This is a genomic window from Streptomyces sp. 8K308 (assembly GCF_004348315.1).
Lineage (GTDB): Bacteria > Actinomycetota > Actinomycetes > Streptomycetales > Streptomycetaceae > Streptomyces.
The window spans coordinates 1-22,367 of sequence record NZ_SMKC01000003.1 but is presented as its reverse complement, the minus strand read 5'-3'; the positions used below and the strand labels follow the sequence as shown (position 1 = coordinate 22,367).

Below are 22,367 nucleotides of genomic sequence, written 5' to 3'. Positions count from 1 at the left end.
CCATGAACCAACGTCCGATCTCGCACTGGCCCGACGTCGACGCCGTCGAGGCGCGCCTCGACCTCCTCGTCAGCACCCCCGTCAGGCGTCCGGACGACGCCGCGCTGGCCGACTACCGCGCCTGGTTCGAGAAGCACACGGCGGGCTCCCGGGCGACGGCGGCCGAGGCCGCCGCGTACATACCGGGCGGCGTCCAGCACAACCTGGCGCTCAACGAGCCCTGGCCGCTCGACGTCGTCCGGGCCGAAGGCCCCTACCTGTGGGACGTGGACGGCAACCGGTACCTCGACTTCCTCCAGGCCGGCGGCCCGACCGTGCTGGGGAGCAACTACGGCCCGGTGCGCGAGAGGGTGGCCGAGCTGCTGGCCGAGTGCGGCCCGGTCACCGGGATGCTGCACTCGGCCGAGGTCCGACTCGCCAAGCTCATCCACGACTTCATGCCGGCCGTCGGCAAGTTCCGGATGCTCGGCAGCGGCACCGAGGGCGTGATGGCCGCCGTCCGGGTGGCCAGGGCCTACACCGGCAAGGCCCATGTGATCAAGGTCGGCGGCGCCTACCACGGGTGGTCCGACCAGGTGGTCTACGGGCTGCGCATCCCCGGCACCGGCAGCCTGGAGGCGACCGGCATCCCGGAGGGGGCGCTGCGGCTCACCCAGGAGGTGCCGCCCGGCGACCTGGAGGCGCTGCGCGAGCGGCTGGTGGCCAACGAGGAGGCCGGTGGCACGGCCGCCGTGATCGTCGAGCCGGTCGGCCCGGAGAGCGGCACCCACCTGGTGCGGTCCGACGACAACGCGCGGATCCGCGAACTGTGCGACGAGTTCGGCGCGTTGCTCGTCTTCGACGAGGTGGTCACGGCCTTCCGGCTCGGCATGGGCGGCGCGCAGGGCTACTTCGGCGTCCGGCCCGACCTGACCGTGTTCGGCAAGTGCGTCGCGGGCGGCTACCCGGCGGCCGGCGGCATCGGCGGCGGCGACGAGGTCATGGGCGTCCTCGAGGGCGGCCTCACCGCGGTCGGCAAGCGGGTCTTCGTCGGCGGCACGCTCTCCGCCAACCCGCTGTCCTGCGTGGCCGGTTACCACGCGCTGGCCGAGATGGACCGCACCGGGGCGCCGGCGCTCGCCGGCCGCGCCGGGGACCGGCTGCGCACCGGCCTCGCCGCGCTCATCGAGCGGTACGACCTGCCCTACGTCACCTACAACATCGGCTCGATCGTGCACCTGCACACCTCGGGCGTGCTGCATCTCTCCCTGGCCGACCCGGGCTTCTTCACCGAGCTCGGCCCGCGCACCGAGATGCTCGGCCAGATGTCGATGGCGTACACCGCCGAGGGCCTGATCACCATCGCCGGCAGTCGCCTCTACACCAGCATGGCCCACACCAACGATGTCGTCGACGACGCCCTGGCCCGCTTCGACCGCGTCTTCGCCAGGGCCTGACCGCCGTGGCGCCCCGCTACGTGATCGGCGTCGACCTCGGCACCAGCGGCGCCAGAACGGTGCTGGCCACCACCGGCGGCCGGATCCTCGGGCACGAGACGGCCCGCGTCCCGCTGCACCTGCTGCCCGGCGGTGGCGCCGAGCAGGACCCGGACGACTGGTGGGCGGCCGTCCGCGACACGCTCCACCGGCTGCTGAGTCGCCGGCTGGCGCCGATCGGGGACATCGCGGCGATCTGCCTCTCGGCCCAGTGGGGCGGCACGGTGCCGGTCGACGCCGAGGGGCGGCACCTGCACCGCGCCCTGCTGTGGATGGACGGGCGGGGCGCCGAGCACTCGCGCCGGCTGGCCGGCGGGGCGTTGCGGATCCCCGGCACCGGCTACCACGCGCTGCGCCTCGCCCGCTGGATCGCCAGGTCGGGCGGGGCGCCCACCCTCACCGGCAAGGACCCGGTGGGGCAGAGTCAGTTCCTCAGGGCGGCCAGGCGCGAGGTCTACGAGCGGACCGCCTATCTGCTCGACGTGCCCGAGTACCTCACGATGCGGCTGACCGGGCGGCCGGTGGCCGGCCACGACACCATGGCGCTGCGCTGGTGCACCGACAACCGGACACCCGGCGCGGTCCGTTACGACGAGCGGCTGCTGCGGCTCAGCGGACTACCCAGGGAGAAGCTGCCGGACCTCGTGCCGCCGGCCACCCTCGTGGGCCCGATCCTGCCCACGGCGGCGGCCGATCTCGGGCTCGGCGAACACGTCCAGGTGGCCGCCGGCACCGGGGACACCACGGCCGCCGCCATCGGGGCCGGCGCGGTGCTGCCGTACGAGGGGCACCTGTGCGTCGGCACCTCGGCCTGGCTCTCCTGCCACGTGCCGCGCAAGAAGACCGACGCCTGGCACAACGTGGCCGCCCTGCCCTCCGTGGTGCCGGGCTCCTACTGGGTGGCCACCATCCAGGACGTGGCCGGCAAGGGCATCGACTGGCTCGTCGGCAACGTTCTCGAGCCGGACGGCGCCCCTCCCGGCGGCGAGCCGGATCCCGGCGCCCGCGAGGAGATCCTGCGCCGGCTCAACCGGCTGGCCGCAACGGCGCCGCCCGGCAGCAACGGCGTGGTGTTCACCCCCTGGCTCAACGGCGAGCGCACCCCCGTCGACGACCCCACGGTGCGCGGCGGCTGGTTCAACGTCTCGCTCACCACCACCCGGGCCGACCTGGCGCGCAGCACCTTCGAGGGCATCGCGCTCAACGCCCGCTGGCTCAACGAGTCCGTGGAGCGGTTCACAGGGCGCGCCTTCCCGCACCTCAACTTCATCGGCGGCGGCGCCAGTTCACCGTTCTGGTGCCAGGCCATGGCCGACGTCCTCGGCCGCACCATCCGGCAGGTCGCCGACCCGGCCCTGGCCAACGCGCGCGGCGCCGCGCTGATCGCCTCCGTCGCACTGGGCGAGCTCGACTGGCCCGAGATCGCGGAACGGGTCGCCATCGCGGCCGAGTTCACCCCCGACCCCGCCAACCGCCGCGTCTACGACCGGACGTACGCCACCTTCCGCTCCCTCTACCGTCGCAACCGGAGGATCTATGCCGAGGTCAACGGCTGAACCGGGCCACTGGCCGCCTCGCTAGAATGGAGCGCACCGAAACGGCTAACCCCATGACGAGCGATGCGATGACCCAGCGGACTGCCAGCCTCGGGTTGCGGAAGGCGCCGCAACAGGCGAGGAGTCGCGCCCGCGTCGAGGCCATCCTGGCCGCCGCCGACCGGCTGCTCGCCACGGAGGGCGTCGAGGCCGTGACCACGCGCCGGATCGCCGCCGACGCCGAGGTGCCGGTGGGCACCCTCTACCAGTTCTTCGACGACAAGGACGCCGTGCTGGCCGCCGTGGCGCGCCACCACATGGAGCGGCACTCGGCGGCGATGCGGGCCATCCTGCACGACGCCCGCGGCGCCCGCTGGTTCGACCTGGTCAACCTGGTCTTCGACCGCTATGTCGAGCTGTACCGGCAGCACCCCGGCTACCTGGCGATCCGCGCCGGCCGCTACCTCAGCCGGGAGCTGCTCCAGCTGGACGAGGACAACAACGCGATGGTGGCCCACCAGCTGCGGCGCATCCTGGTCGCCCAGGAGCGGCTGGTCGACAGCGAGGAGCTGGCCGTCGCCTGCCGCGCCGGCGTGTGCGCCTCCGAGGCGCTGCTGCAGCTCGCCTTCCGGAACGCGCCGGACGGCGACCCGGTGATCCTGACCGAGGCCCGGCGCATCCAGCGCCTCTATCTCGCCGACATCGTCGCCGACCCGAGGCACCGCTCCCCAGCCGCGTCCATCGACGTCCAATAGGCATCGACAGCCAATAGGTTCCCGGCCTACAGGTCGGCGGGCTAGACTTCCTGGCATGAAGGCGGACTCGGTACGCGGACATCTGGACGGGATGCTGCTGGCCGTGCTGGAGGCGGGCCCCCTGCACGGCTACGCGATCATCACCGCGGTGCAGCGCCGCAGCGGCGGCACGCTCGAGCTGCGCACGGGCACGATCTATCCGGCGCTCAACCGCCTCGAGCGGCTCGGGCTGCTGAGCAGCAGCTGGGACTCGGTGGGCGAGCGGCGCCGGCGCTGCTACCAGCTCACCGAGGCCGGGCGCGGCGCGCTGGCCGGGGAGCGGCGGGCCTGGGCCGAGTTCACCGCCGCGATCGGCTCCGTACTCAACCCCTCCCCCGCCACATGACGGCCGCCGACGCCGCCGACGCCGCCGGGGCCACCGATCCGCTGGACGCGTACGTCGCGGAGTTGGCGGCCGAGCTGCACGGCCCGGCGCCGGCCAAGGCCAGGCTGCTCACCGAGATCCGCGACGGCCTCGCCGACACCGTCGCCGCTTACGCACGGAACGGGACGCCACGGGGGCGCGCCCTGGACCTCGCGCTGCGCGAGTTCGGCACGCCCGCGGAGTTGGCGCCCGACTGCCAGCGCGAGCTGACGTTCGCCCAGGTCAGGCACACGGCGCGCACCGTGGCACTGGCCGCGCCCGTGCTGCTAGCCGGCTGGTTCCTGAGCTGGCAGGCCGGCGGCGCGGCGGGTGGACTCGCCAGGGCCGCGCAGCTGCTCGCGGGCGGCCTGATCGCGGTGGCGGTGGTGGCCGCCCTGCCGGCGGCCGCCGTGCTCGCGGCCACCGGGCCGCTCGCCCACCGGCTGCCCGTGCCGGACCGCCTGCCCGCGCTGGCGGCCTGGACCGGCACCGTCTCGGCGCTGGCCGCCGGCGCCGCCGGGCTGACGCTGGCCGTCGGCGCGCCGCTGACCGCCACCTGGCCGCTGCTCGTGCTCACGGCGGCGCTGGCCGTCGGCTCGCACACCAGGATGGCGGCCTCGGCCCGCCTCTGCCGCCGCTGCGCCCGCCTCCCGGCGAGCGTCGGCGGACTCTGAACACCCGGCACCGAGCCCGGCCGTGGCCGCCGAGTACACCTCGGACCTGAAGATCCGCGGCGGTCTGGGCGCCCCCGGCCGGGCCCCGGCCGTCAGTCCGTGGCCGGCAGCAGTTCCTCCAGGGCGCGCGCCGCCGCGGCCACCTCGTCCGGGGACTTCTTGCGGGCCAGCCGGTGCGGGAGTTCGAGCACCGGCGCGTCCAGGTAGGGGGCGGCGCTCACGGCCAGGTCCTCGGCGTCCCTGGCCAGGCCGTGCTTGGTCAGCACCGCCACCGCCTCGCCCCACAGCCGGGGGTCGTCGACGAGGTCGCGGACCGTCCTGATCCGCGGGGCGTCGGCGGCCGGCTCGGGGACGGTCCAGCCGTGGTGGCCGTGGCCGACCTCGACCGGCTCGGCGACGCCCGGCAGGTGGACGGTCGCGGTGGCGCCGACCGGGACGACGGCCTCGACGGTGAGCTCGCCCGCCTCCCGCCGCCAGGAGACGCGTGCCTCGCCGTACGGCGTCAGGTGGCGGGCCGAGGCGTGGCTGAACGCGGGGTACGGCAGCGGCCGGACGGTGATCCGCCGGTAACCGGGCGCCGCGGGGGCGAGCCCGGCGAGGGTGCGGTGCATCCAGTCGGCGACCGCGCCGAGCGCGTAGTGGTTGAACGAGGTCATCTGCCCCGGGTTGATGGTGCCGTCGGGCAGCATCGAGTCCCAGCGCTCCCAGACCGTGGTGGCGCCCATGGTGACCGGGTAGAGCCAGGAGGGGCAGCCGCGCTCCAGGAGCAGCCGGTAGGCCAGATCGGGGCGGCCCGCCGAGGTCAGCGCGTCGGTGATGAGCGGGGTGCCGACGAAGCCGGTGGCCACCCGGAAGCCGCCGGCGCGCACCAGGTCGGCGAGGCGTAGGCCGGCGGCCGCGCGCTGCTCCGGAGTGGGCAGCAGCGCCCACTCGATGGCCAGGGCGTAGACGGTCGGGGCGTCCGAGAGCACCCGGCCGGCGCCGGTGACGTAGTGCCGGGCGAACGCCTCCCTGGTGCGCTCCGCGAGGGCCGCGTAGGGCGCGCCGTCCGCGCCGATGACGGCGGCGGCCTCGGCGACGAGCTCGGCGGACCTGGCGAGGTGGGCGGTGGCGACGACGTCGTGGTCGGCACGGGCCGCGAAGGGGTTGTCGGGCGGCGCGGCCGGGTCGAGCCAGTCGCCGAACTGGAAGCCGCCGGCCCACACGCCGTCCGTGGTCAGCGAGGCGATCCGGTCGACCCAGGCCCGCATGGAGGGGAACTGCCGGCGCAGCAGGTCGGCGTCGCCGTACCGCTGGTAGAGCACCCAGGGCACCACGCAGGCGGCGTCGCCCCAGGCGGCGGCGGTGGGCTCCGCGTCGCGCAGCACGTCGGGGATGACGAACGGCACCGAGCCGTCCGGGAGTTGGTCGGCGGCGAGGTCGGCGAGCCAGGAGGTCAGGAAGCCGGCGCTGTCGAACAGGAAGCTGGCGGTCGGCGAGAAGACCTGGATGTCGCCGGTCCAGCCAAGCCGTTCGTCGCGCTGCGGGCAGTCGGTCGGCACGTCGAGGAAGTTGCCGCGCATGCCCCAGACCACGTTCTCGTGCAATCTGTTGACGTCCGGATCCGAGCACTCGAACCAGCCGGTGCGGCGCAGGTCGGTGCCGACCACCACCGCCTCGGCGTCGAAGTCGTCGGCGTCGGCGTCGAGGCCGGTGACCTCGGCGTAGCGGAAGCCGTGGAAGGTGAGTTCGGGTTCCAGCACCAGCTCGTCGGCCGCGGGCAGCAGATAGGTGTCGGTGGCCTGGGCGCTGCGCAGCGGTCGGGTGCCGAGTTCGCCGTGCTCGAGGACCTCGGCGTGCCGGATGGTGACCTCGGTGCCGTCCCCGGTGCCGCGCGCGGTCAGCCGCACCCAGCCGACGACGTTCTGTCCGAAGTCGACCAGGGTCTTCCCGGAGGGCGAGCGCCACACCCGGGTGGCCGGCAGGGTGTCGGTGATCCGCACCGGCGGCCCGTCGGGGGCGACGAGCCGGCCGAGGTCGGCCTCGACCACCTCCACCGCGTCCGCGGGCCCCGGCTCGCGGGGCCGCAGGTCGGTGCGCTGGCCGTCGTAGAGGTCGTCGGCGAGCACCCCGCTGGGGCGCGCCGTCCAGTCCTCGTCGGTGCCCACGGTATCGACCGAGCCGTCGGCGTGGACGATCTCCAACTGGGCGAGGAGGGCGAGCCGGTCCCCGTAGAGGGCGCGGCGCCCGCCCCAGCCGAGGCGGCCGCGGTACCAGCCGTTGCCGAGCAGCACCTCGATGGTGTTCTCGCCCTCCCTCAGCAGCTCGGTGACGTCGTGGGTCTGGTAGCGCAGTCGGTCCGCGTAGGCGGTCCAGCCGGGGGCCAGGATCTCGTCGCCGACCCGGACACCGTTGAGGTGGGCGGTGTAGACGCCGTGCGCGGTGAGCCGGAGGCGGGCGGAGACGACGTCGGGGCGCACGGTGAGGGTGCGGGTGAGGACGGGCGCCGGGTCGCCGATCCGGCCGGTGGTGGCGGGGCTGACGAAGCGTGCCGTCCAGTCCTCGGGGGCCAGCGGGCCGACCTCGGCGGTGGCCGGCTCACTCCACTCCGACCACCGCTCACCGGCGGCGACGCGCACCCGGACGGTGGCCCTGGCGCGGGCGGTCAGCGGCTCGAACGGCCAGGGCACGAGCACCTGTTCGACCGTCTCCAGGCGTCGTACCTCCGCGCCGTCGAGTTCGATCTCGCAGGCCGTCTGCGCCCACCCGGGGTCGTCCGTGGTCACCTGCCACGAGAGGCGAGGCGTCGCGGTGCCGATGCCGAGCGCGGTGTCCCGGTGCTCGAATCGGGCGGGGCTGACAGTGACGAGGGGCATGCGGTTCTCCCACTTCCGGTTCGGTTCTTTCGGTCGTCGTCTGCGTCCCTGCGGCGCGCGGGCTCAGCCCTTGACCGCCCCGGAGGTCATGCCGGCCACGATCTGCCGGTTGAAGAAGAGGAACATCACCAGCGGCGGGATGGTGATGAGCAGGATGTCCATGAACAGCAGGTTGTACTGGGTCTCGAACTGGCTCTGGAAGTTGAACAGGGTCAGCTGGACGGTGGCGTTCTGCTCGCCGGGCAAGAAGTAGAGCGGGTTGACGAAGTCGTTGAACCTTCGTTTCACACCTACACGCCGCTCCGTGAGCAGAGTCGCCCGAACGGTGGGGGCAACATGACTCCTCTCCCCCACCAACCCCGCTGAAAACACCGCCCCCTCCGGGCCCGTTCAGCCCAGCAACGCGATCGCCCTACGCCGGCGGCCCGTCGAACATGCAGAACGCCTTGGCTCCGGAGTGGAACTCGACGCCGATGCCGGGGTGCGTCGGAGTCGGGTCGCGGTCCGAGTAGCTGTAAACCTGCTTGATCTCGGCGCTGACGGCGTTGTTCAGGACGGCCGCTAGGCCCGTACTTCGCGGGTCACTGTTTCAGGTCTGTGGCCAGCGGGTTTGTCCGATGTGGGTGTCGGGAGGTTGAGTTCGAGCCCGGCAACGCGGGCGCAGGCAAACGGGTGGCCTCCGCCGCCCGGGGGCGGCGGAGGCCAGGAAGGGCGCGTGCAGCGGGTGCGTCAGCCGGGTATGACCCGCCAGCCGGCGTAGACCGTCGGCGCGACGCTCGTGCCCGCGTACGAGGCGTCCAGATAGCAGAAGCCGAACTCTTCGGGAAGGCCGCCGATGGAGCGGTACTCGTTGACGGTGAGATCCACGACGTACGCCTCGACGCCGTACTGGCCGATCACCCGGCCGTACGGGGGAACGGGCGCGGTGGCCGTAACACCGGTCGTGGTCGTCGTGCTCTGTGTGATGCTCGTGCTGACGTTGGCGCTCAGGAAGCCGAACAGCGAGACACCGGCGCCGAACGTGGAGGTCAGACTGAACGTCCTCGACACCGACGATGTGAAGCTTCCCGTGATCTCCCTGTCCGTGCCGTTAACGACCACGCGCTCCTCACTCACCAGGAAGTCGGGCCTCACCGAATTGATGATGGTCTCTGCGGCCACGTACACGAGGTCGTGGTGGGGTGGGTCGTAGGACCGATACCATTCCAATCCACTGGGACAAGACCCCCCGTCCGCCTGGGCCGGGGACGAGGTGCCCACGGTCAGCGTCGTCGCCAGGGCGGCCAGCGCCGCCCCGACCGCGACCCGAGATCTCCACCGCGCCAGGCGACGCGGGCCGCTCCTGGCCCGTCTACTGCGGTCGGCCATTCTTCTCCCCTTCTCGGTGCCCTGCTGCGGATCCCCCCGAGCAGCGTTGGCCGACCATATTCCGTTGCGACGGCGCCGGTCTTCGTAATGCGGCGAGAACGCGGCGGAACAGCGACGACAACTTTGTCACTTCGCGCAGTCGTAGGTGCGGGGTGGAGCGTCCGCGTCGCCCACGGCGAGGGCGGCCAGCAGCACGGAGAACGCGATCGCGACGACGGTGACCCCAGGCCGACCAGCACGGGCGTTCGCCACTCGCTCTGCCACTGGCTCACGACTGGGCCGGGGTGGTCTGCTCCGCCATCTCAGGCCCCTCCCGCCGCCACGGCCGCGCGGGCCTGGAGGGCGCCCTCCACCTCGACCAGCCGGGCCGGCCGGATCACGGCGTACTGGGCCCACCACTCGACGGTGTCACTGGCCAGCGCACGCAGCCGGATCCGTGTCCACCTCGCCGTACAGGACCCTGGCGACGAGCCCCTCGACCGGATCCTGGATCCGTTCTTCGCGCCCACCGGCCGGATGATCCTCTACCACCTCTCCGGCCCGCGGCTACGGGTCGGCAGCGCCACCGGCCCGCCCACCATAGCCATCAGCCGGGGTGTGCAGCTCCATCTCCTCGACCTCCTCGGCATGGAACCCACGCATCCCCATCCCCGCTGGCCAGAGACCTGAAAGGCTCACCCGCGAAGAACGGAGCAGGTCCAGTTCCTGGGGGGAGGGGCGGTCGCCGAGCTCGGGCAGCGGCGCCGGCGCCGGCGCCTCTCGTTGGGCGGCTCCCGCAGTGGAGGAGCCACCAGCCGGCCGGGGGCGGCGAGTAGGCCGTCGCCCCGCCGGGCGGGGCCGACGGGGCGAGGCGTGGGTCACTCGGCTGGGACGGGTCGTTGCTCCTGCAAGGCGCCACGGGGGGCTCGGCCGCGCCCGCGCGTCGGTGATGGCGCGGCGGGCCTGGTCGAGGGCTTCGTCCCGGGTGGTCCAGACGTCGGGGCGGTCCTGTTCGGTGTCGGAGTAGCGGAACGCGTTGGTCACGAGCCACACCTGGGCGGTGGTCACGAGGCGGACGCCCGGGGTGTGGTGCGGGGGTTCGGGGGCGGTGAGCACGCTCCGCACGTGGTCGGCGTGGCTGACGAGGTCGTTGGAGGTCATCGGGTTCCTGAGTGGAAGACGGGGACGCGGCGGGCGATGGTCAGTTCGAGGTTGGGGGGCATGAGCAGCACCAGCCCGTCGGGGAAGCGGACGGCCTTGGCGCCGCCGGCCGCGGCCGTCAGTCCGATGACGGGTTGCTGGCGGCCACCGATGGTGAGGATGTCGCCGATGCGGATGGTGGTGTTGGTGACGGGTATGGCCTTCAGAACGCTCGGTTCAGGGTTCATGGGGCGGCTCCGTTGCCGTGGGGGGTGGCGTTGTGCTGGCGATGCGCAGGGCGCACAGCTCGCAGAGGAAGACCTCGTAGGTCCAGTCGTCGGCATCGCGGAGGCTGTCGGCATGGACGCAGGTGACGAAGAGCAACAGGCGCCCGCAGTCGACGCAGGCGAGGCCGTCGCGCTGCCACCTCGTCAGGGCGTTGAGGCCGGGCGGCTCCCAGGTGGTGGGCTGCTGGCCGGCGGGCGGCGCGGTCACCTGGTGGCCTTCGCCGAGTACTTGGGGCAGATGGGTGCGTGGTCGGCGGCGATGTAGACGGTGCGGTTGCAGTAGGTGCAGGTCGCCGCTTCCGGAAGACGCTCGAGCGGGCCTTTCTCCAGGCCGGTGATGACGGTGATCCCGTCGTTCGGATCCGCCGTTCCGGGGGGACTAGCCACCGGGCGCCTCCTGGTGGCGTCTGTTCGCGGTGCCCGTGACGCGGTGCGCGGTCGCCGACTGAGTTCCACCAACGTCGTCGAGAACCCGTCGAAGCTCCGCGGGGTCGGTCAGGGAGCACCGTCCCGCAGGAGGCACCAACCAGTAAGGGCCCGGAGGGCGTTGCCTGTGCCTGAGCGGCAGCTCCAAGCAGGTCGCGGTGATGCCTCGTGTGCCGTCCATCCGCCAAGCGGCAGCGGTTCCCTCAGGGACGAGGAAGTAGAGGACCCGTTCAGCCGGGATGACGAGAATCGGGCCCGGCTCCCCGTGGTACCGCTGTATCGCCAAGGTGGCCAGGAACCTTGGGACGCGGATTGCGTCCCATGCTGTGCGGATGGCCGCGGCGGCCGTCTTGGGCAGGGCTCTGTGGGTCATGGCACCTCCGCCGACCGGGGATGGTGCGGTGACCGTAGAGCTGTTCAGCTCGGGGAACCCGAACTCTCAGCTCGGGTAGACCGAGGGCTCGGGTTCTACCTGATGCCCATGCGGGTGGCGAGCGCAAGGGCCTGCTTGCGGTAGGTGGGCCTCACCCGTTCCACGAGGCGACGCACCATGCTGACCGCTTCTGGGGTCCGCGCCAGGTCCTCAGGGGCGGCGTGCTGGAGGTCGATCAGGTGCACCAGTACGGCGGCGTCTTCTCGTCGCTGGTCGTAGCAGCGGGCGACGTGGAGCGCAAAGGTGTACTGCCGTTCCATGGAGGGCAGCTCGCTGGTGTCGACATCGTCCGCGACGCGCAGTGCCTCGACGGTTTCGCCAGCCTCCATCTCAATGCTGAGCGCATGGAGCTGTACGTTGGTGGGACCAAACACGGTGCGGCCGACGTTGGTCTCACCGACCTTATCCGCAAGCGGAGCGGCAGCATTGAGGCGGTCGCGGGCTTCCCACCACCGGCGGCGGCGTGCGAGTCCTACAACGGCCACCAGTTCCAGGGCGCCTTTCATCGCCAGTACTTCTCGGGAAGGGGGCGCCTTGGCCAGTTGCTCGATGCCTCCGCGGGCCACCTGCTCGGCGGCCTCAGGCTGCTTGTCTCCCAGGAGGATGTGCCCGAGGTTCCAATGCGCGGTGGCGATTCTGACCGGATCGTCGGCTTCCTGGGCGGCGCGCAGTGCGCGGTCGGCCACCATGAGGGACAGGTCGGTGCGTCCGGTGCGCCGGCAGTAGGAACGCAGGAGCGCGTAGAGATCGGCCGCGCAGCGCAACACTTCTGTGTGGGCTCCGGCGTCGCCTGGTGAGCGGTAGGCCGTCCTGGCCCGCTCCACGTCCCGGATGAGATCCGGCAGTATCCCCGCAGCCTTCGTGAAGCGGTCCGACGCGGTCTGCCAGATGTGCCAGGCATCTTCGACGCGTTCGCGCAGTACGTGAGGTCGAACCGGCTCAGCAGCTGGTGGCCGGCCGTATCCAAAAAGAGCCTGGGCGACCGCTGGGGCGATAGTCAGCTCGGTTGGAGAGGTGTCCTCCTTGTCTCCCAGCAGTTGGGAGACCGGCGCTCCGAGCTCGCGACTGAGGGCGTGCAGCACTTCGATCGAGGGCACCTTCAGTCCACGCTCGATCTGCGAGAGGTAGTCGACTGTGATGCCGCACAATCCGGCCACGGCTGATTGAGTGCGCCTCTGGCGCTCCCGCGCGGCACGTACTCTCTGACCGATAGGCGACCTCGGCGTACCCATGCCGTTCCCCTCCGTCGGCAATCCACACCGTCAGCGTAAAACCACAAACGGTGACGAGGGGGCATCTTTGCACCAACTGACCATCCAGAGGAAGTCATGCGGCTCGTACTGTGGGACATCGACCACACCCTCATCGACATGCGAGGCGTCGGAGGCCGCCTCTTCGCCGAAGCGTTCGAGCACGCCCTAGGCACCCCTCAGCAGCATCGAATCCGCATCGACGGCCTCACGGACCCCGTCATCTTCCGTAAGACAGCCATCGCCCACGGCATCACCATCACGGACGACGACTTCGAGCGCTTCGCGCAACGGCTCGCCGAGCTCCACCTCACACGCATGCCCGAGATCCGAGAGCAGGGGCACGCTCTTCCCGGCGCGGCCTCGGCGCTCGCCGCCTTGGCGGCCGAGCCCGACGTGCGCCAGACCGTCGTCACGGGGAACCTTCGCGCCACGGCCCCGATCAAGCTGAAGGTCTACGGGCTCGACGGCCCCATCGACTGGGATGCCGGCGCCTACGGCCAGGACGCCAACGAGCGGGCCGGGCTGGTGCGCGCGGCCTTGAGGCGAGCAGCCAGCCAATGGGGGACGATCGATCCTGCGCGGGTCACGCTGTTCGGCGACACACCAGCCGACATGATCGGCGCAGTCGAGAACGGTGTCCGCGCCATCGGTATCGCCACAGGCAGGAGCACGGAGAACGACCTGCGCAAGGCCGGTGCCGCAGCTACGTTCCCTGACCTCACCGCCACCGAGGAAGTCGTCAAGGCATCCGGTGGCGCGACGGGTTAACGACTTTGGGAGCAATTGAGTTGGGGACGTGTTGGCCTGGCGGGTCGGCTGGTGGGTGATCAGCAGGTGGCCTGGCGGGCGAGTACCAGTTCGGTGCCCGGTTTGCGGCGGGTGGCCCGCTGGGCGGATCGGTCGGAGACCAATCCGGCGATGGCCTGGTGGGTCTCGGCCTAGGTCTCGCGGCGGCCGGTGAACCGCTGGAGGGGCCGCCACTGCTTGTATTCGGCGTTGGTGTGCTCAACGCAGATCCGCCGGGAGGACTGACGGCGCCGTTACTCACGCCAGGCGTGGTGCTCGCCCAGCGGCGCGTCGTCCTTGGGTTCCTTCGGCGGGGCGCTGACCTGAGCGGGGAACTCGTTGGCCAGGCCCCGGTAGCCCTCGTCGACCTCCGCCTTGACCTTCGGGTGCCAGCGGAACTGTTCAGCGATGCCCTCGGTGCGTACGGCCGTCTGGTCGTGCATCCGGCCGGGCCGGACCACCCCGCTGAACAGGGTGCGGCCCTGCACGTCGCTGAAGGTGGTGGTCTTGACCGTGTTCTGCTTCTTCATTACCGGAGACGAACGCCTTGCGGCCGGGGCGACCCGAGCGCGGGCGGCGGACCTGCACCTCGCTCCCGTCGATCCGCAGGTCCACGCCTTCTGCCTCCGCGTAGGCGAATACGTCCTCCAGTGTGTGCAGCCGCAGCCTGGGCCGGTCAGGGACGGCGAAGCCGCGGGCCGCCAGCAGCGGGCGGACCTCGCGGACCGCTGCGGAGACGGTGGAGCGGTCCACGCCGTACAGCTGTGCCAGAGCGGCGTGCGGCAGCCCCAGCCGCAGGTGCACCAGAGTGACCAGGAGCCGGTCGACGAAGACCAGGCGTTGCTTGGGCCCGGCACCAGCAGCCCGCCTGCGGTCCCCGCCCCGCCGCTCACGCAAGGCCGACTCACGGGCGGCCTGCCACTTGGGGGCGAGTTCTTCGAGCAAAACACCGAAATGTGCGCGGGAGACCCCGGATAGGGCAGGGTGGGAACAGGCCGCACGGGCCCAGGCTTGCGTCACAACTTGCCCAACCCGTGCGGACCTTCGCGTGTAACGGCCAAGGCACCTGCCATGATCGTCATCATGGGGATACACATCGCGTCGGCCGGGGTGGCCGACTTCCACCAGGTCCTGGCTGATCACCCCCGTTACTGGGGCGAACGCGACCTTCGGCCGCTGCACCTTCTGGCAATGGTGCAGGAGTTCGGTTCCACCTGTTTGGCTGCCCGGGCCGAGGACGGAATCCGCGGATACATCTTCGGGTTCGTCACCCCAGACGGCACCGGGTACGTGCATCTGATCGCCACGCGGGATGACGCCCGTGGCATCGGTCTCGGGCGTCGTCTGTACATGGCGTTCGCTGAAGCAGCGGAACGTCAGGGTGCACGACAGTTGAAGGCGATCACGTCAATCGAAAACACCGGCTCGATCGCCTTCCATCGCAGCCTCGGCTTCGACACGAAGATCGTCGACGACTACAACGGCCCCGGCCGGGCTATGGCCGTCTTCCACCGAGATCTGCCGCTCAATGTCTCTAGGCCCTGACCAACCAGCCGTCACCGGCAATCGCTCCCCAGGTCGTAAGTCCCGAGCCGTCTAGCTCAACGCATGCCCCTACTCGGCCTGAAACTGGGCACTTTCCCGAACATGCCTCGACCGCATCGGATGGCGTGTCATCGTGGCGCCATGACGGACACGATCAAGCAGCTCGGGCAGACAGTGCTCCTTGGGACAGCGCAGCGGCCCGGCACGGAGTCCCCGTGCGCGGATGGTTGGGACGTCCACCGGCTGAACAGGAGCGCGGTGCGCGCGGCTGTCGTCGACGCGGCAGGCCACCGCCCCGAGGCCATCCGCTACGTGAAGCACGCCCCCGCGGTGATCACCCACATCGGCACCACCCAAGGCGGCCTGGCCGGCCTGATGACCGCCGGCCAGATGGCCCACGCTTACCCGCGACCTCCCCACGTGTCCGCCGTCTACGCGCGCGTGGATGCCGGGGAGTCGACCGCCGTGCACTGGATCGGGGACTGCCGTGCCTACGGCTTCTCCGGGTGCGAGCTGCGGCAGTACAACACCGTCCACACCATGGGCGAGTGGCTGCGCCGGAACGGTGGCGTGGCCGCGGAGATCGCCGATCACCACGACAACTGGGCGCGGCTGGGCTTGGCCCAGGCCAGCGCGGCGACGTGCGGGGAGACGGAGATCCCGGCGGAGATCCCGCTCGTGCTGCTGATGTCAGACGGCATCCCGGATCACGTTGGGCACGAGGGCATGGAGCAGTTGTGTCGCGAGCTCGGTGACCGCCCTCAGGACCTGGCGGACGCGCTCGTCGCCACGGTGAAGGAGGATGACGGGGCTACCGGGATGACGCGACGATGGTGGCGCTGCTGCGAAGCTGAAGGGCATGCTGCGCGGCCCCCTGTTGCGCGGCGCCCTGTCCCTCCCTGGCGCGCCGGCGGTCGTACTCGAGCGGGCAGCGGCTAGCTCATCACGAGGTCGTCCAGTGTCCACGCCTCGCCGTCGGCGGTCGACAGGGTGCACGTGTAGGTCGTGCGGTGGGGTATGCCGTGCTCGTTGTCGGCGTCCACGTGGCCGTCGACTTGGTAGCTCCACGGGTTCTCGGCGAGGGTAGCAATGAGGGTGTCCAGCCGCCCGGAGAAGTCCACGACGCCGTGATCCTGTGGACACCCGCATCCGCGTCCGCACCGACGCCGCTGATCCTGCTCAGCCCCCCTCCCCTCGGGCTGCGCAAGACCTACCCCCGGCTGGTGGCCCGGGCCCGACACGCTGCGGCGGACGGCTTCGCCACGGCTACCATCGAGCTCCCCGGAAGCGGCGACCGGCCCCGTTGGCCCGCCGCTGAGCAGGCCCGCGCCAACCTGCGCCGGGCCATGGAGGCCGGCGAGCCGGTCAGCGACGAGATCATCGACGCCCTCATCCTCCCGCTCGTCGACAAGTCGGTCCCGGAATGGCAGGCCGCCCTGGACGCCCTCCTGTCGCTGCCCGAGATCGGCGGCCCGGTCGGGTACTCGGGGGGAGTGATCTCCATCGGGACCCGGCTGGCGGTGGTCGAGCCGCGCATCTCGGCCGCCGTTCTGTTCGCCGGGAGTTTCGTCCCCCGGGCCATGTTCGAGGAGGCCCGCCAGGTCACCATTCCGCTGCACGTCCTGCTGCAGTGGGACGACGAGGGGAACGACCGGCAGGCCGCGCTGGACCTGTTCGACGCCTTCGGCTCCAAGGAGAAGACCCTGCACGCCAACATGGGCGGGCACACCGGCGTCCCGCAGTCCGCAGGCGACGAAGCGGGCCGATTCCTCGCCCGGCACCTGAAGTGACGCCGGGCCGTCAAGCCACCAGCAGACGGTAAGCCGTGTCGGCCAGGATGCTGCCCATCTAGGGACAGGTCCCGGCCCTCCTCGGCTCTCTACACCACGAGCCCCTGCCAGACTCTCGGCAGGGGCCCGCGCCGCCCGAAGCCATGAACTGCTCGACGTCTGCAGAGCTTCGCAGGCTGCGCTCGACCATCTGCTTGAACGGCTGGTCGATGTCCCACGCCAGCCGGGAGGACACCTCGCGAGATCGGAGTCCCGGCGACCGCGACGTGCCGATCGTCGCCGTCAACCGGGGCAAAGACTGAACTACTTGACAAATCTGATTCCACAGAACGCACACGAACGCCGTGCGCACCGCGCGCCCCAGCTCCTGCCTGCCGCACCCATGCCTCCGCGCCTCAACCAACTTGGATCTCCACAGCGTGGCGATCACCGGTCTCAACGGGACGGGAAGCACTGAACCGCACCCCAGGGCCATCACGTTCTGCTACATGACGGGTGGCGGCAGCTATACGAGAACACGGCCGTGTCGTGAGGCGAACTCATACAAGGATCGGACTCGTTGAGGGCTTGGCTGCCTGTCTACGCGAACGGGAACTCTTCCACCACTTCCCACGCGTAGTACCCCGCTGCCGGGTCCTGCCGCTGGTTGACAAGGTGGACCCGGTCGGGCTCCAGGTCGTGGAGAACTGGAACTCCGCGAACAAGGACCTCTTCTACGGCAAGGACGGCGACCTGGCCGGGTCGGACAAGGAGTCCCAGGAGGTGTCCATGCTTGCCCTGCACCTGCTCCAGTCGGCCCTCGTGCACGTCAACACGCTGCTGATGCAGCAGGTCCTCGCCGATCCGAAGTGGGCCGACACGCTCACCGACGCCGACCGGCGGGCCTTGTCCCCGCTGTTCTGGACGCACGTGAACCCCTACGGCTGGTTCGAGCTGGACATGAACAGCCGCCTGGAGCTGGACATGACCGCCACAGCCACGACGGTGCCCAGCCCCGCGCAGCCCGCAAGGCGAGGCGGTACCGGCCGGAACGTGACGCCGCGGTTCTAGGATCCGCAGCCGGGCCGGCTCGTCGGTTCACTCGTCGGTCAAGGCCAGTCGAGCAGGCGCGCGGGATTGCGTACGAGTACTTGCTCCACGTCGTCCTGTACCGGAAGTAGGTCGTGGAGTTCCGCGAGCAGGCCGCCGTAGCGGCGCCCGTCCTCGAACTGTGTCCAGGGCCAGTCGCTTCCCCATAGCAGGCGGTCGATGCCGACGGTGTCGCGGAGTGTCAGGGCAGCGTGCGCGGCGGTTCTGTCGGGGCTGCGGTAGTAGCCGGAGGCCTTGACCCAGACGTGGGGCCGGGCGGCGAGGTCGAGCACTGGCTTCCACTGCGGATCGCGCAGGCCCTGGGGCAGACCGACATGGTCGATGACAACTGCGCCCGGCCAGCGGCTCAGATCCGGAGCCAGCGCTGACCACTGCTCGCCGCGGGCTTGGACCTCCAGGTGCCACCTCATCGCCGCCATCGTCTCTCCGAGGGCCTGCCACTCGGGCCGCTCCAGTGCAGGAACCGGCCCACCGATGATGTTGAGCCGGATCCCTCGCGCCCCGGCGGCGTGCATCGCCGGAAGCGATGCGGTCGCCGTCGGCAGGTCCTGTGTGTCGACCACGACGACGGCGCGGAACCGGTCAGGCCGGGCACGACTGGCGGCCAGCACATAGGTGTTGTCGGTGCCGAGGAAGCTCGGCTGGACGAGCAGTGCACGGCCGATGCGGTGCTCGTCGAGTATGCGCAGGTAGGTCTGCCAGGTTGCGTCCTCGCTGGGGGAGTACCGCCGCTCCGGAGCCAGGGGGAGGCCGCGGTGGAAGACGTGGACATGGGTGTCGACTTCGGTCACGGCATCCACCGTACAGATCAATCCCTACAGACCTCTAGACGTTTATAGGTTTGTCCTTCACGCTGTTCCCCATGACACAGTCGTCGTCTCCCGGCAGGCAGGCACTCGAACTCGCCGACCCCCGATTGCCCTTGCATGCCAAGCTTCGCGAGGAGTTCATCGGACGCATCCGGTCCGCGGAATGGACGCCCGCGGAGCCGATCCCACCGGAATCGGCCCTCGCCGGCTTCTACGGCGTCTCGGTGGGCACCGTCCGTCGCGTCATGGGCGAACTGGTCGACCAAGGCCTGCTGGAGCGGCGCCAAGGCGACGGCACCTACGTGCGGCGGGTACGACTGGACCGTGCGCTGCACCGGTTCTTCCGTCACGGCACAGCGGGTGACACCCTGCCCGACAGCCGCATCATGCTGCGCGAGGTGCGCAACGTCGAAGCGGCCGTGGCCCATGTCCTGCGCATCGCTCCGGAATCACAAGTCCTCTACCTCAAGCGCGTGCGCTCGCGCGAGGGCGACCCGCTGCTGGTGGAAGACATCTGGCTGCCGCTGCCCCGGTTCGAGGCCATCGCCCGCGCCGGACTCGATGAGCTGGGCAACCTGCTGTACCCGGCGTACGAGGAACTGGCCGGCCAGATCGTGGGCGGCGCGCGCGAAGAGCTCACCGTCGAGCGTTGCGGTTCCGCGACCGCGGAGCTGCTCGGCTGCGCGGAAGACGAACCGGTCGTCGTCATCGAGCGAATCGCCCGCGCCCACGACGACACACCGCTGGAACGCCGCGTGACCCGCGGCCGAGCCAACACGTTCCGCTACCGCGTCGAACTGACCTGATCCGACCCACCGCACTGACCCTGGCCCCCCACACCAGCCCGTACCGGCAAGCCGGTTCCTCAGCCCTGCCCTGTCCCCATATTCGACCCGCGGTGTGCGCCGACCGCTCGGCGACCCGGAAATGAGCGACTCATGTCCGCTGATGTCTTGTCGACACTGGTACTCGTCGCGATCTTCGCGATCGGCATGTGGAGACCCGTGAACATGGGAGCGGTGGCCCTCGTCGCCGCATTCCTACTCGGGACCACGTACTTCGGTATGGAAAGCGGTGAGATCATCGCGGGGTTCCCCGGCTCGCTGTTCGTCACCCTCGTCGGCGTGACGTTCCTGTTCGCCCTCGCTCGGGCGAACGGAACAGTCGACTGGCTGGTGAAGGCCGCAGTGGGCTTCGTCCGGGGACGGGTGATCCTGATTCCGTGGGTGCTGTTCACACTCGCCGCCCTCATCACCGGGATCGGCGCGATCAGCGCTGCCACCAACGCCATCCTTGTGCCGATCGGCATGGCCCTCGCCCAGCAGTACCGCATCAACCCGATGCTGATCGGCCTCTCGATACTCAACGGCACCAACGCGGGCGGATTCTCACCCATCGCCGTCTACTACACCATCGTCGACGGTGCGCTCGACAAGAGCGGCGTCCACGTGGGGGCGGGAGGCATCTTCGTCGCCACCTTCCTCTTCAACCTCGTGCTCAACCTCGCCGCGTTCACCCTCTTCGGCGGCTGGAAGCTGCGCGGACGCCGGGAGTTGGCGCCCGAGGACACCCAGCTGGAGGGTGATGCGCCGGGCGGTTCGGGAGGCTCCGTATCCGTGCTCACTGCCACCCGTGGCCGTACGCGGGCCGATGTCACGACCCTCGTGACCCTCACCCTGCTGGTGGCCCTTGTGGTCGGTGCCGTGTGGTTCGACCTCGACGTCGGCTTCCTCGCCCTGACGGCGGCAGTACTGCTCGTCATCTTCTTCCCCGGGCAGGCCAAGGACGCGGCCTCGGGCATTGCCTGGAACGTAGTGCTGCTGATCGGCGGGATCGTGACCTATGTGACGATGCTGCAAACCGTCGGCGTGGTGGACAGCCTGGGGAAGGCCGTCGCTGGCATCGACCAGCCCCTGCTGGCCGGGTTCCTCATGCTGCTGGTCGGCGCGGTCGTCTCCGCGTTCGCCTCGACCAACGCCATGTTCGGCGTGCTGGTCCCCCTCGCCATCCCCTTCGTCGTAGCGGGCGACATGAGCGCCTTCGGGATCACCGCCGCCCTGTGCGTGGCCGCTTCCGCGGTGGACGCCAGCCCGTTCTCGACCGGCGGCGCACTCGTCGTCGCCAATGCCGAGGAAAGCAAGCGTGACGCGACGTTCCGGTCACTGATGACCTGGGGCATGTCAATGATCGCTGTCGCCCCGCTCACGGCAGCCCTGGTCTTCCTACTGCCGTCCTTGTAGAGCGAACCCGACTCACCGGCCGCACTGTCCCGCCGCTGGCAACGGAACGGACAGCGTGCCGACGCCCCGCCAAACTGCACGCCCACATCTGGGACGCCTCCTCGGTGGCCGCCCTGGACGCGATCGAGACGAAGTACGCCCAGCGCGGCAAGACCGTCGAGATCACCGGCCTGAACGACCCGAGTGCCGATCTCCACAGCAAGCTCACCGCATCCCGGGCAGCAGGTCGTAGCGGCCGACCCGCTGGGCCCTGCGTATGACCCAAGCCCGCGAGGAGGCGACGTACGTTTCCACGTCCCCCACCGCGTCCGCGGCGACGTAGAACGTGCGCTGCTTCTTCGACCGCGTCACCGCCGCCGCGACCGTCCCCCGGTAGTAGCGGCCCCCGCCCAGCCGCCGCCGGGGAACCTCGAAAGTCAGCATTGACGCCCCCTCCTGCAGGCGCAGGCCCGATGAGACGAGCATCCGCACGAAGGCGACATTGCGGTCCTCCAGCCGGCCCACCCAGCTGGGCTCGGGCAGCCCCTCGCCTGTGTGTCCTCGCAGGCCGATATCGATCCAGCGACGCCACACCGGCTCGCTGTTCCGGGACCCACACGACCTCACCGTTGCGGCCCATCACGCTCTTCATGGCGATGGGGTTCCGGGCCAGATGGCCTTCCTTCTTCGCCCACGCGTACAGGCACTCGAAAGCGGCCAGCTCACGGTTCCACTTGGCGCCACTAATCCGCCCCGGGTTCTCCGCCGCAACTCGCCGCCAGTGCTCGAAATCGTTGAGGTCTTTCGGCGAAGCCTCCAGCCAGGTCTTCCCGCGGCTCCAGAGCGCGGTCAGCCAGAGCGCGGTATGGGGTGGGTGTGGCGGGCGCGGCAGTCACGGCCGAGGCCGGTGGCGATGGAGTCGGGGTCGGAGATCGGGCGGTGGCAGGCGCGGCAGCGCGGCGGTGGGGCTTCGTCGTCGCGGTGCTCCTGGTCGTCGCCGGCGGGCAGGAGGTCAGGCATCGGCCTGCGCGGTGTCGGGCGGTGTGTCGTCGTCCGGGACGGTCTGGTCGACGACGGTGATGGTGCGGTGGCGGAGGCGGTGCTGCCAGCCCGGGAAGCGCCTTTGTAAGGCGGCGAGGCGTTCGCGGCCGCGGCCGCTCGTGGGCTGGGTGCTGCTGGATCTTTCCCAGGTGCCGTCTGGCTGGCGGGTCTGGACGAACCACTCCTCGGTGACGCGCTCGACGACGTCGCGGTCGCGGTCGGGGGCGCCCTCGATGGGGTGGCCGTCCGTCGAGGTGAGGCTGGTGATGCGGGCGAGCTGGTACAGGCGGGGCACGTATCGGCCGTCGCCGATACATGTGGCGATCCAGCGCGTCGTCTCCCCCAGCCCGTTTCGTGTCAGAAGGTCGTGGAGTTCCTGGGCGTCGGAGCGGAGCATCCGGACCGTGAGGGTCTCCAGGTTGGCGTCGGCGGGCTTCCAGGTGAGGCGGTAGGTGTTCAGCTGGCTCGTCATGGTTGGGTTCCTGTCGGGGTGGTGGGGTTGGGG

At 70.7% G+C, this 22,367-nt stretch carries 28 protein-coding genes and 2 pseudogenes; 13 read left to right on the top strand and 17 right to left on the bottom strand.

What is annotated here, in order from left to right:
- Positions 1–2: 2 nt before the first annotated feature.
- The 5 genes from E1265_RS00945 (at position 3) to E1265_RS00925 (ending at position 4,842) form a co-directional block, all read left to right on the top strand.
- On the top strand, positions 3–1,436 hold the full coding sequence (locus tag E1265_RS00945) for an aminotransferase class III-fold pyridoxal phosphate-dependent enzyme (RefSeq protein WP_207930903.1): 1,434 nt from the start codon (positions 3–5) through the stop codon (positions 1,434–1,436).
- Between the two features lie 5 nt (positions 1,437–1,441).
- A complete protein-coding gene (locus tag E1265_RS00940) occupies positions 1,442–3,031 on the top strand; it encodes an FGGY-family carbohydrate kinase (protein WP_207930902.1) in 1,590 nt (529 codons plus the stop codon).
- A gap of 68 nt (positions 3,032–3,099) precedes the next feature.
- Positions 3,100–3,765 (top strand): TetR/AcrR family transcriptional regulator, encoded by a 666-nt coding sequence (locus E1265_RS00935; RefSeq protein WP_165953610.1) that lies wholly within the window; start codon positions 3,100–3,102, stop codon positions 3,763–3,765.
- Positions 3,766–3,820: 55 nt separating this feature from the next.
- Positions 3,821–4,150 carry a helix-turn-helix transcriptional regulator gene (locus E1265_RS00930; protein WP_132928257.1) on the top strand — a complete coding sequence of 110 codons (330 nt, stop codon included), beginning with the start codon at positions 3,821–3,823 and terminating at the stop codon, positions 4,148–4,150.
- Positions 4,147–4,842, top strand: a complete 696-nt coding sequence (locus E1265_RS00925; protein WP_132928256.1) for a permease prefix domain 1-containing protein — start codon at positions 4,147–4,149, stop codon at positions 4,840–4,842. Before E1265_RS00930 ends, E1265_RS00925 begins: the two co-directional genes overlap by 4 nt.
- A 92-nt stretch (positions 4,843–4,934) precedes the next feature.
- Here the strand turns inward: E1265_RS00925 and E1265_RS00920 are convergent, their stop codons facing one another.
- From E1265_RS00920 to E1265_RS00885, 10 genes are all read right to left on the bottom strand, one after another.
- Complete coding sequence (locus E1265_RS00920) at positions 4,935–7,697, bottom strand: alpha-L-rhamnosidase (RefSeq protein ID WP_132928255.1); 2,763 nt, start codon at positions 7,695–7,697, stop codon at positions 4,935–4,937.
- A 63-nt stretch (positions 7,698–7,760) separates the two neighbouring features.
- A complete protein-coding gene (locus tag E1265_RS00915; protein WP_243740446.1) occupies positions 7,761–7,985 on the bottom strand; it encodes a hypothetical protein in 225 nt (74 codons plus the stop codon).
- Between the two features lie 441 nt (positions 7,986–8,426).
- Positions 8,427–8,831, bottom strand: a complete 405-nt coding sequence (locus E1265_RS00910) for a hypothetical protein (RefSeq protein ID WP_132928254.1) — start codon at positions 8,829–8,831, stop codon at positions 8,427–8,429.
- 360 nt (positions 8,832–9,191) lie between these two features.
- A complete protein-coding gene (locus tag E1265_RS36730) occupies positions 9,192–9,329 on the bottom strand; it encodes a hypothetical protein (RefSeq protein WP_165953609.1) in 138 nt (45 codons plus the stop codon).
- 38 nt (positions 9,330–9,367) lie between these two features.
- Complete coding sequence (locus E1265_RS36725; RefSeq protein WP_165953608.1) at positions 9,368–9,574, bottom strand: hypothetical protein; 207 nt, start codon at positions 9,572–9,574, stop codon at positions 9,368–9,370.
- A gap of 37 nt (positions 9,575–9,611) precedes the next feature.
- Complete coding sequence (locus E1265_RS36720; RefSeq protein ID WP_165953607.1) at positions 9,612–10,205, bottom strand: hypothetical protein; 594 nt, start codon at positions 10,203–10,205, stop codon at positions 9,612–9,614.
- Positions 10,202–10,432: a hypothetical protein gene (locus E1265_RS00900; RefSeq protein WP_132928252.1), complete on the bottom strand. Its 231-nt coding sequence runs from the start codon at positions 10,430–10,432 to the stop codon at positions 10,202–10,204. Before E1265_RS00900 ends, E1265_RS36720 begins: the two co-directional genes overlap by 4 nt.
- Positions 10,422–10,679, bottom strand: coding sequence for a hypothetical protein (locus E1265_RS00895; RefSeq protein WP_132928251.1), 258 nt, complete (start codon positions 10,677–10,679; stop codon positions 10,422–10,424). The genes E1265_RS00900 and E1265_RS00895 overlap by 11 nt, the downstream gene beginning before the upstream one ends.
- On the bottom strand, positions 10,676–10,858 hold the full coding sequence (locus tag E1265_RS00890; RefSeq protein ID WP_132928250.1) for a hypothetical protein: 183 nt from the start codon (positions 10,856–10,858) through the stop codon (positions 10,676–10,678). The genes E1265_RS00895 and E1265_RS00890 overlap by 4 nt, the downstream gene beginning before the upstream one ends.
- 507 nt (positions 10,859–11,365) lie before the next feature.
- Positions 11,366–12,562, bottom strand: coding sequence for a helix-turn-helix transcriptional regulator (locus E1265_RS00885; protein ID WP_132928249.1), 1,197 nt, complete (start codon positions 12,560–12,562; stop codon positions 11,366–11,368).
- Between the two features lie 96 nt (positions 12,563–12,658).
- On the opposite strand from E1265_RS00885, the gene E1265_RS00880 reads away from it, so the two are divergent.
- Positions 12,659–13,351, top strand: a complete 693-nt coding sequence (locus tag E1265_RS00880) for a haloacid dehalogenase-like hydrolase (RefSeq protein ID WP_132928248.1) — start codon at positions 12,659–12,661, stop codon at positions 13,349–13,351.
- A gap of 272 nt (positions 13,352–13,623) precedes the next feature.
- Here E1265_RS00880 and E1265_RS40550 read toward each other — a convergent pair whose 3' ends face one another.
- Positions 13,624–13,899 (bottom strand): transposase family protein, encoded by a 276-nt coding sequence (locus E1265_RS40550; RefSeq protein WP_347877138.1) that lies wholly within the window; start codon positions 13,897–13,899, stop codon positions 13,624–13,626.
- Between the two features lie 220 nt (positions 13,900–14,119).
- Positions 14,120–14,173: pseudogene (locus tag E1265_RS40545) on the bottom strand (hypothetical protein); the annotation flags it as partial.
- 267 nt (positions 14,174–14,440) lie between these two features.
- Between E1265_RS40545 and E1265_RS00870 the strand changes: the two are divergent.
- Positions 14,441–14,914: a GNAT family N-acetyltransferase gene (locus E1265_RS00870; RefSeq protein ID WP_132928247.1), complete on the top strand. Its 474-nt coding sequence runs from the start codon at positions 14,441–14,443 to the stop codon at positions 14,912–14,914.
- A gap of 141 nt (positions 14,915–15,055) precedes the next feature.
- The gene (locus E1265_RS00865; RefSeq protein ID WP_243740444.1) at positions 15,056–15,853 is read left to right on the top strand and encodes a hypothetical protein; all 798 of its coding nucleotides are present in this window, start codon (positions 15,056–15,058) and stop codon (positions 15,851–15,853) included.
- On the opposite strand, the gene E1265_RS00860 is transcribed toward E1265_RS00865, so the two are convergent.
- Entirely contained in the window at positions 15,850–16,035 is a 186-nt protein-coding gene (locus tag E1265_RS00860) for a hypothetical protein (protein WP_132928246.1), read from the bottom strand. The two genes, E1265_RS00865 and E1265_RS00860, sit on opposite strands and share 4 nt — an antisense overlap.
- 6 nt (positions 16,036–16,041) lie before the next feature.
- On the opposite strand from E1265_RS00860, the gene E1265_RS00855 reads away from it, so the two are divergent.
- Positions 16,042–16,704, top strand: coding sequence for an alpha/beta hydrolase (locus E1265_RS00855; protein ID WP_243740443.1), 663 nt, complete (start codon positions 16,042–16,044; stop codon positions 16,702–16,704).
- A gap of 567 nt (positions 16,705–17,271) precedes the next feature.
- On the top strand, positions 17,272–17,754 hold the full coding sequence (locus tag E1265_RS38480; RefSeq protein ID WP_243740442.1) for a transposase: 483 nt from the start codon (positions 17,272–17,274) through the stop codon (positions 17,752–17,754).
- 38 nt (positions 17,755–17,792) lie between these two features.
- On the opposite strand, the gene E1265_RS00845 is transcribed toward E1265_RS38480, so the two are convergent.
- A complete protein-coding gene (locus E1265_RS00845; protein ID WP_165953606.1) occupies positions 17,793–18,584 on the bottom strand; it encodes an amidohydrolase family protein in 792 nt (263 codons plus the stop codon).
- A 71-nt stretch (positions 18,585–18,655) separates the two neighbouring features.
- Between E1265_RS00845 and E1265_RS40165 the strand changes: the two genes are divergently transcribed.
- The 3 genes and pseudogenes from E1265_RS40165 to E1265_RS38465 all read left to right on the top strand — a co-directional run.
- Positions 18,656–19,408, top strand: coding sequence for a GntR family transcriptional regulator (locus E1265_RS40165; protein ID WP_132928244.1), 753 nt, complete (start codon positions 18,656–18,658; stop codon positions 19,406–19,408).
- A gap of 132 nt (positions 19,409–19,540) precedes the next feature.
- Positions 19,541–20,842: an SLC13 family permease gene (locus E1265_RS00835; protein ID WP_132928243.1), complete on the top strand. Its 1,302-nt coding sequence runs from the start codon at positions 19,541–19,543 to the stop codon at positions 20,840–20,842.
- Positions 20,843–20,922: 80 nt separating this feature from the next.
- A pseudogene (locus E1265_RS38465) lies at positions 20,923–21,102 on the top strand (hypothetical protein); the annotation flags it as partial.
- Here the strand turns inward: E1265_RS38465 and E1265_RS00825 are convergent.
- The 3 genes from E1265_RS00825 to E1265_RS00820 form a co-directional block, all read right to left on the bottom strand.
- On the bottom strand, positions 21,047–21,265 hold the full coding sequence (locus tag E1265_RS00825) for a hypothetical protein (RefSeq protein WP_132928242.1): 219 nt from the start codon (positions 21,263–21,265) through the stop codon (positions 21,047–21,049). The pseudogene E1265_RS38465 and the gene E1265_RS00825 overlap by 56 nt on opposite strands.
- Positions 21,266–21,670: 405 nt before the next feature.
- Positions 21,671–21,841 (bottom strand): DUF6011 domain-containing protein, encoded by a 171-nt coding sequence (locus tag E1265_RS36715; protein ID WP_165953605.1) that lies wholly within the window; start codon positions 21,839–21,841, stop codon positions 21,671–21,673.
- Positions 21,834–22,334, bottom strand: coding sequence for a hypothetical protein (locus tag E1265_RS00820; RefSeq protein ID WP_132928241.1), 501 nt, complete (start codon positions 22,332–22,334; stop codon positions 21,834–21,836). Before E1265_RS00820 ends, E1265_RS36715 begins: the two co-directional genes overlap by 8 nt.
- Positions 22,335–22,367: the final 33 nt, after the last annotated feature.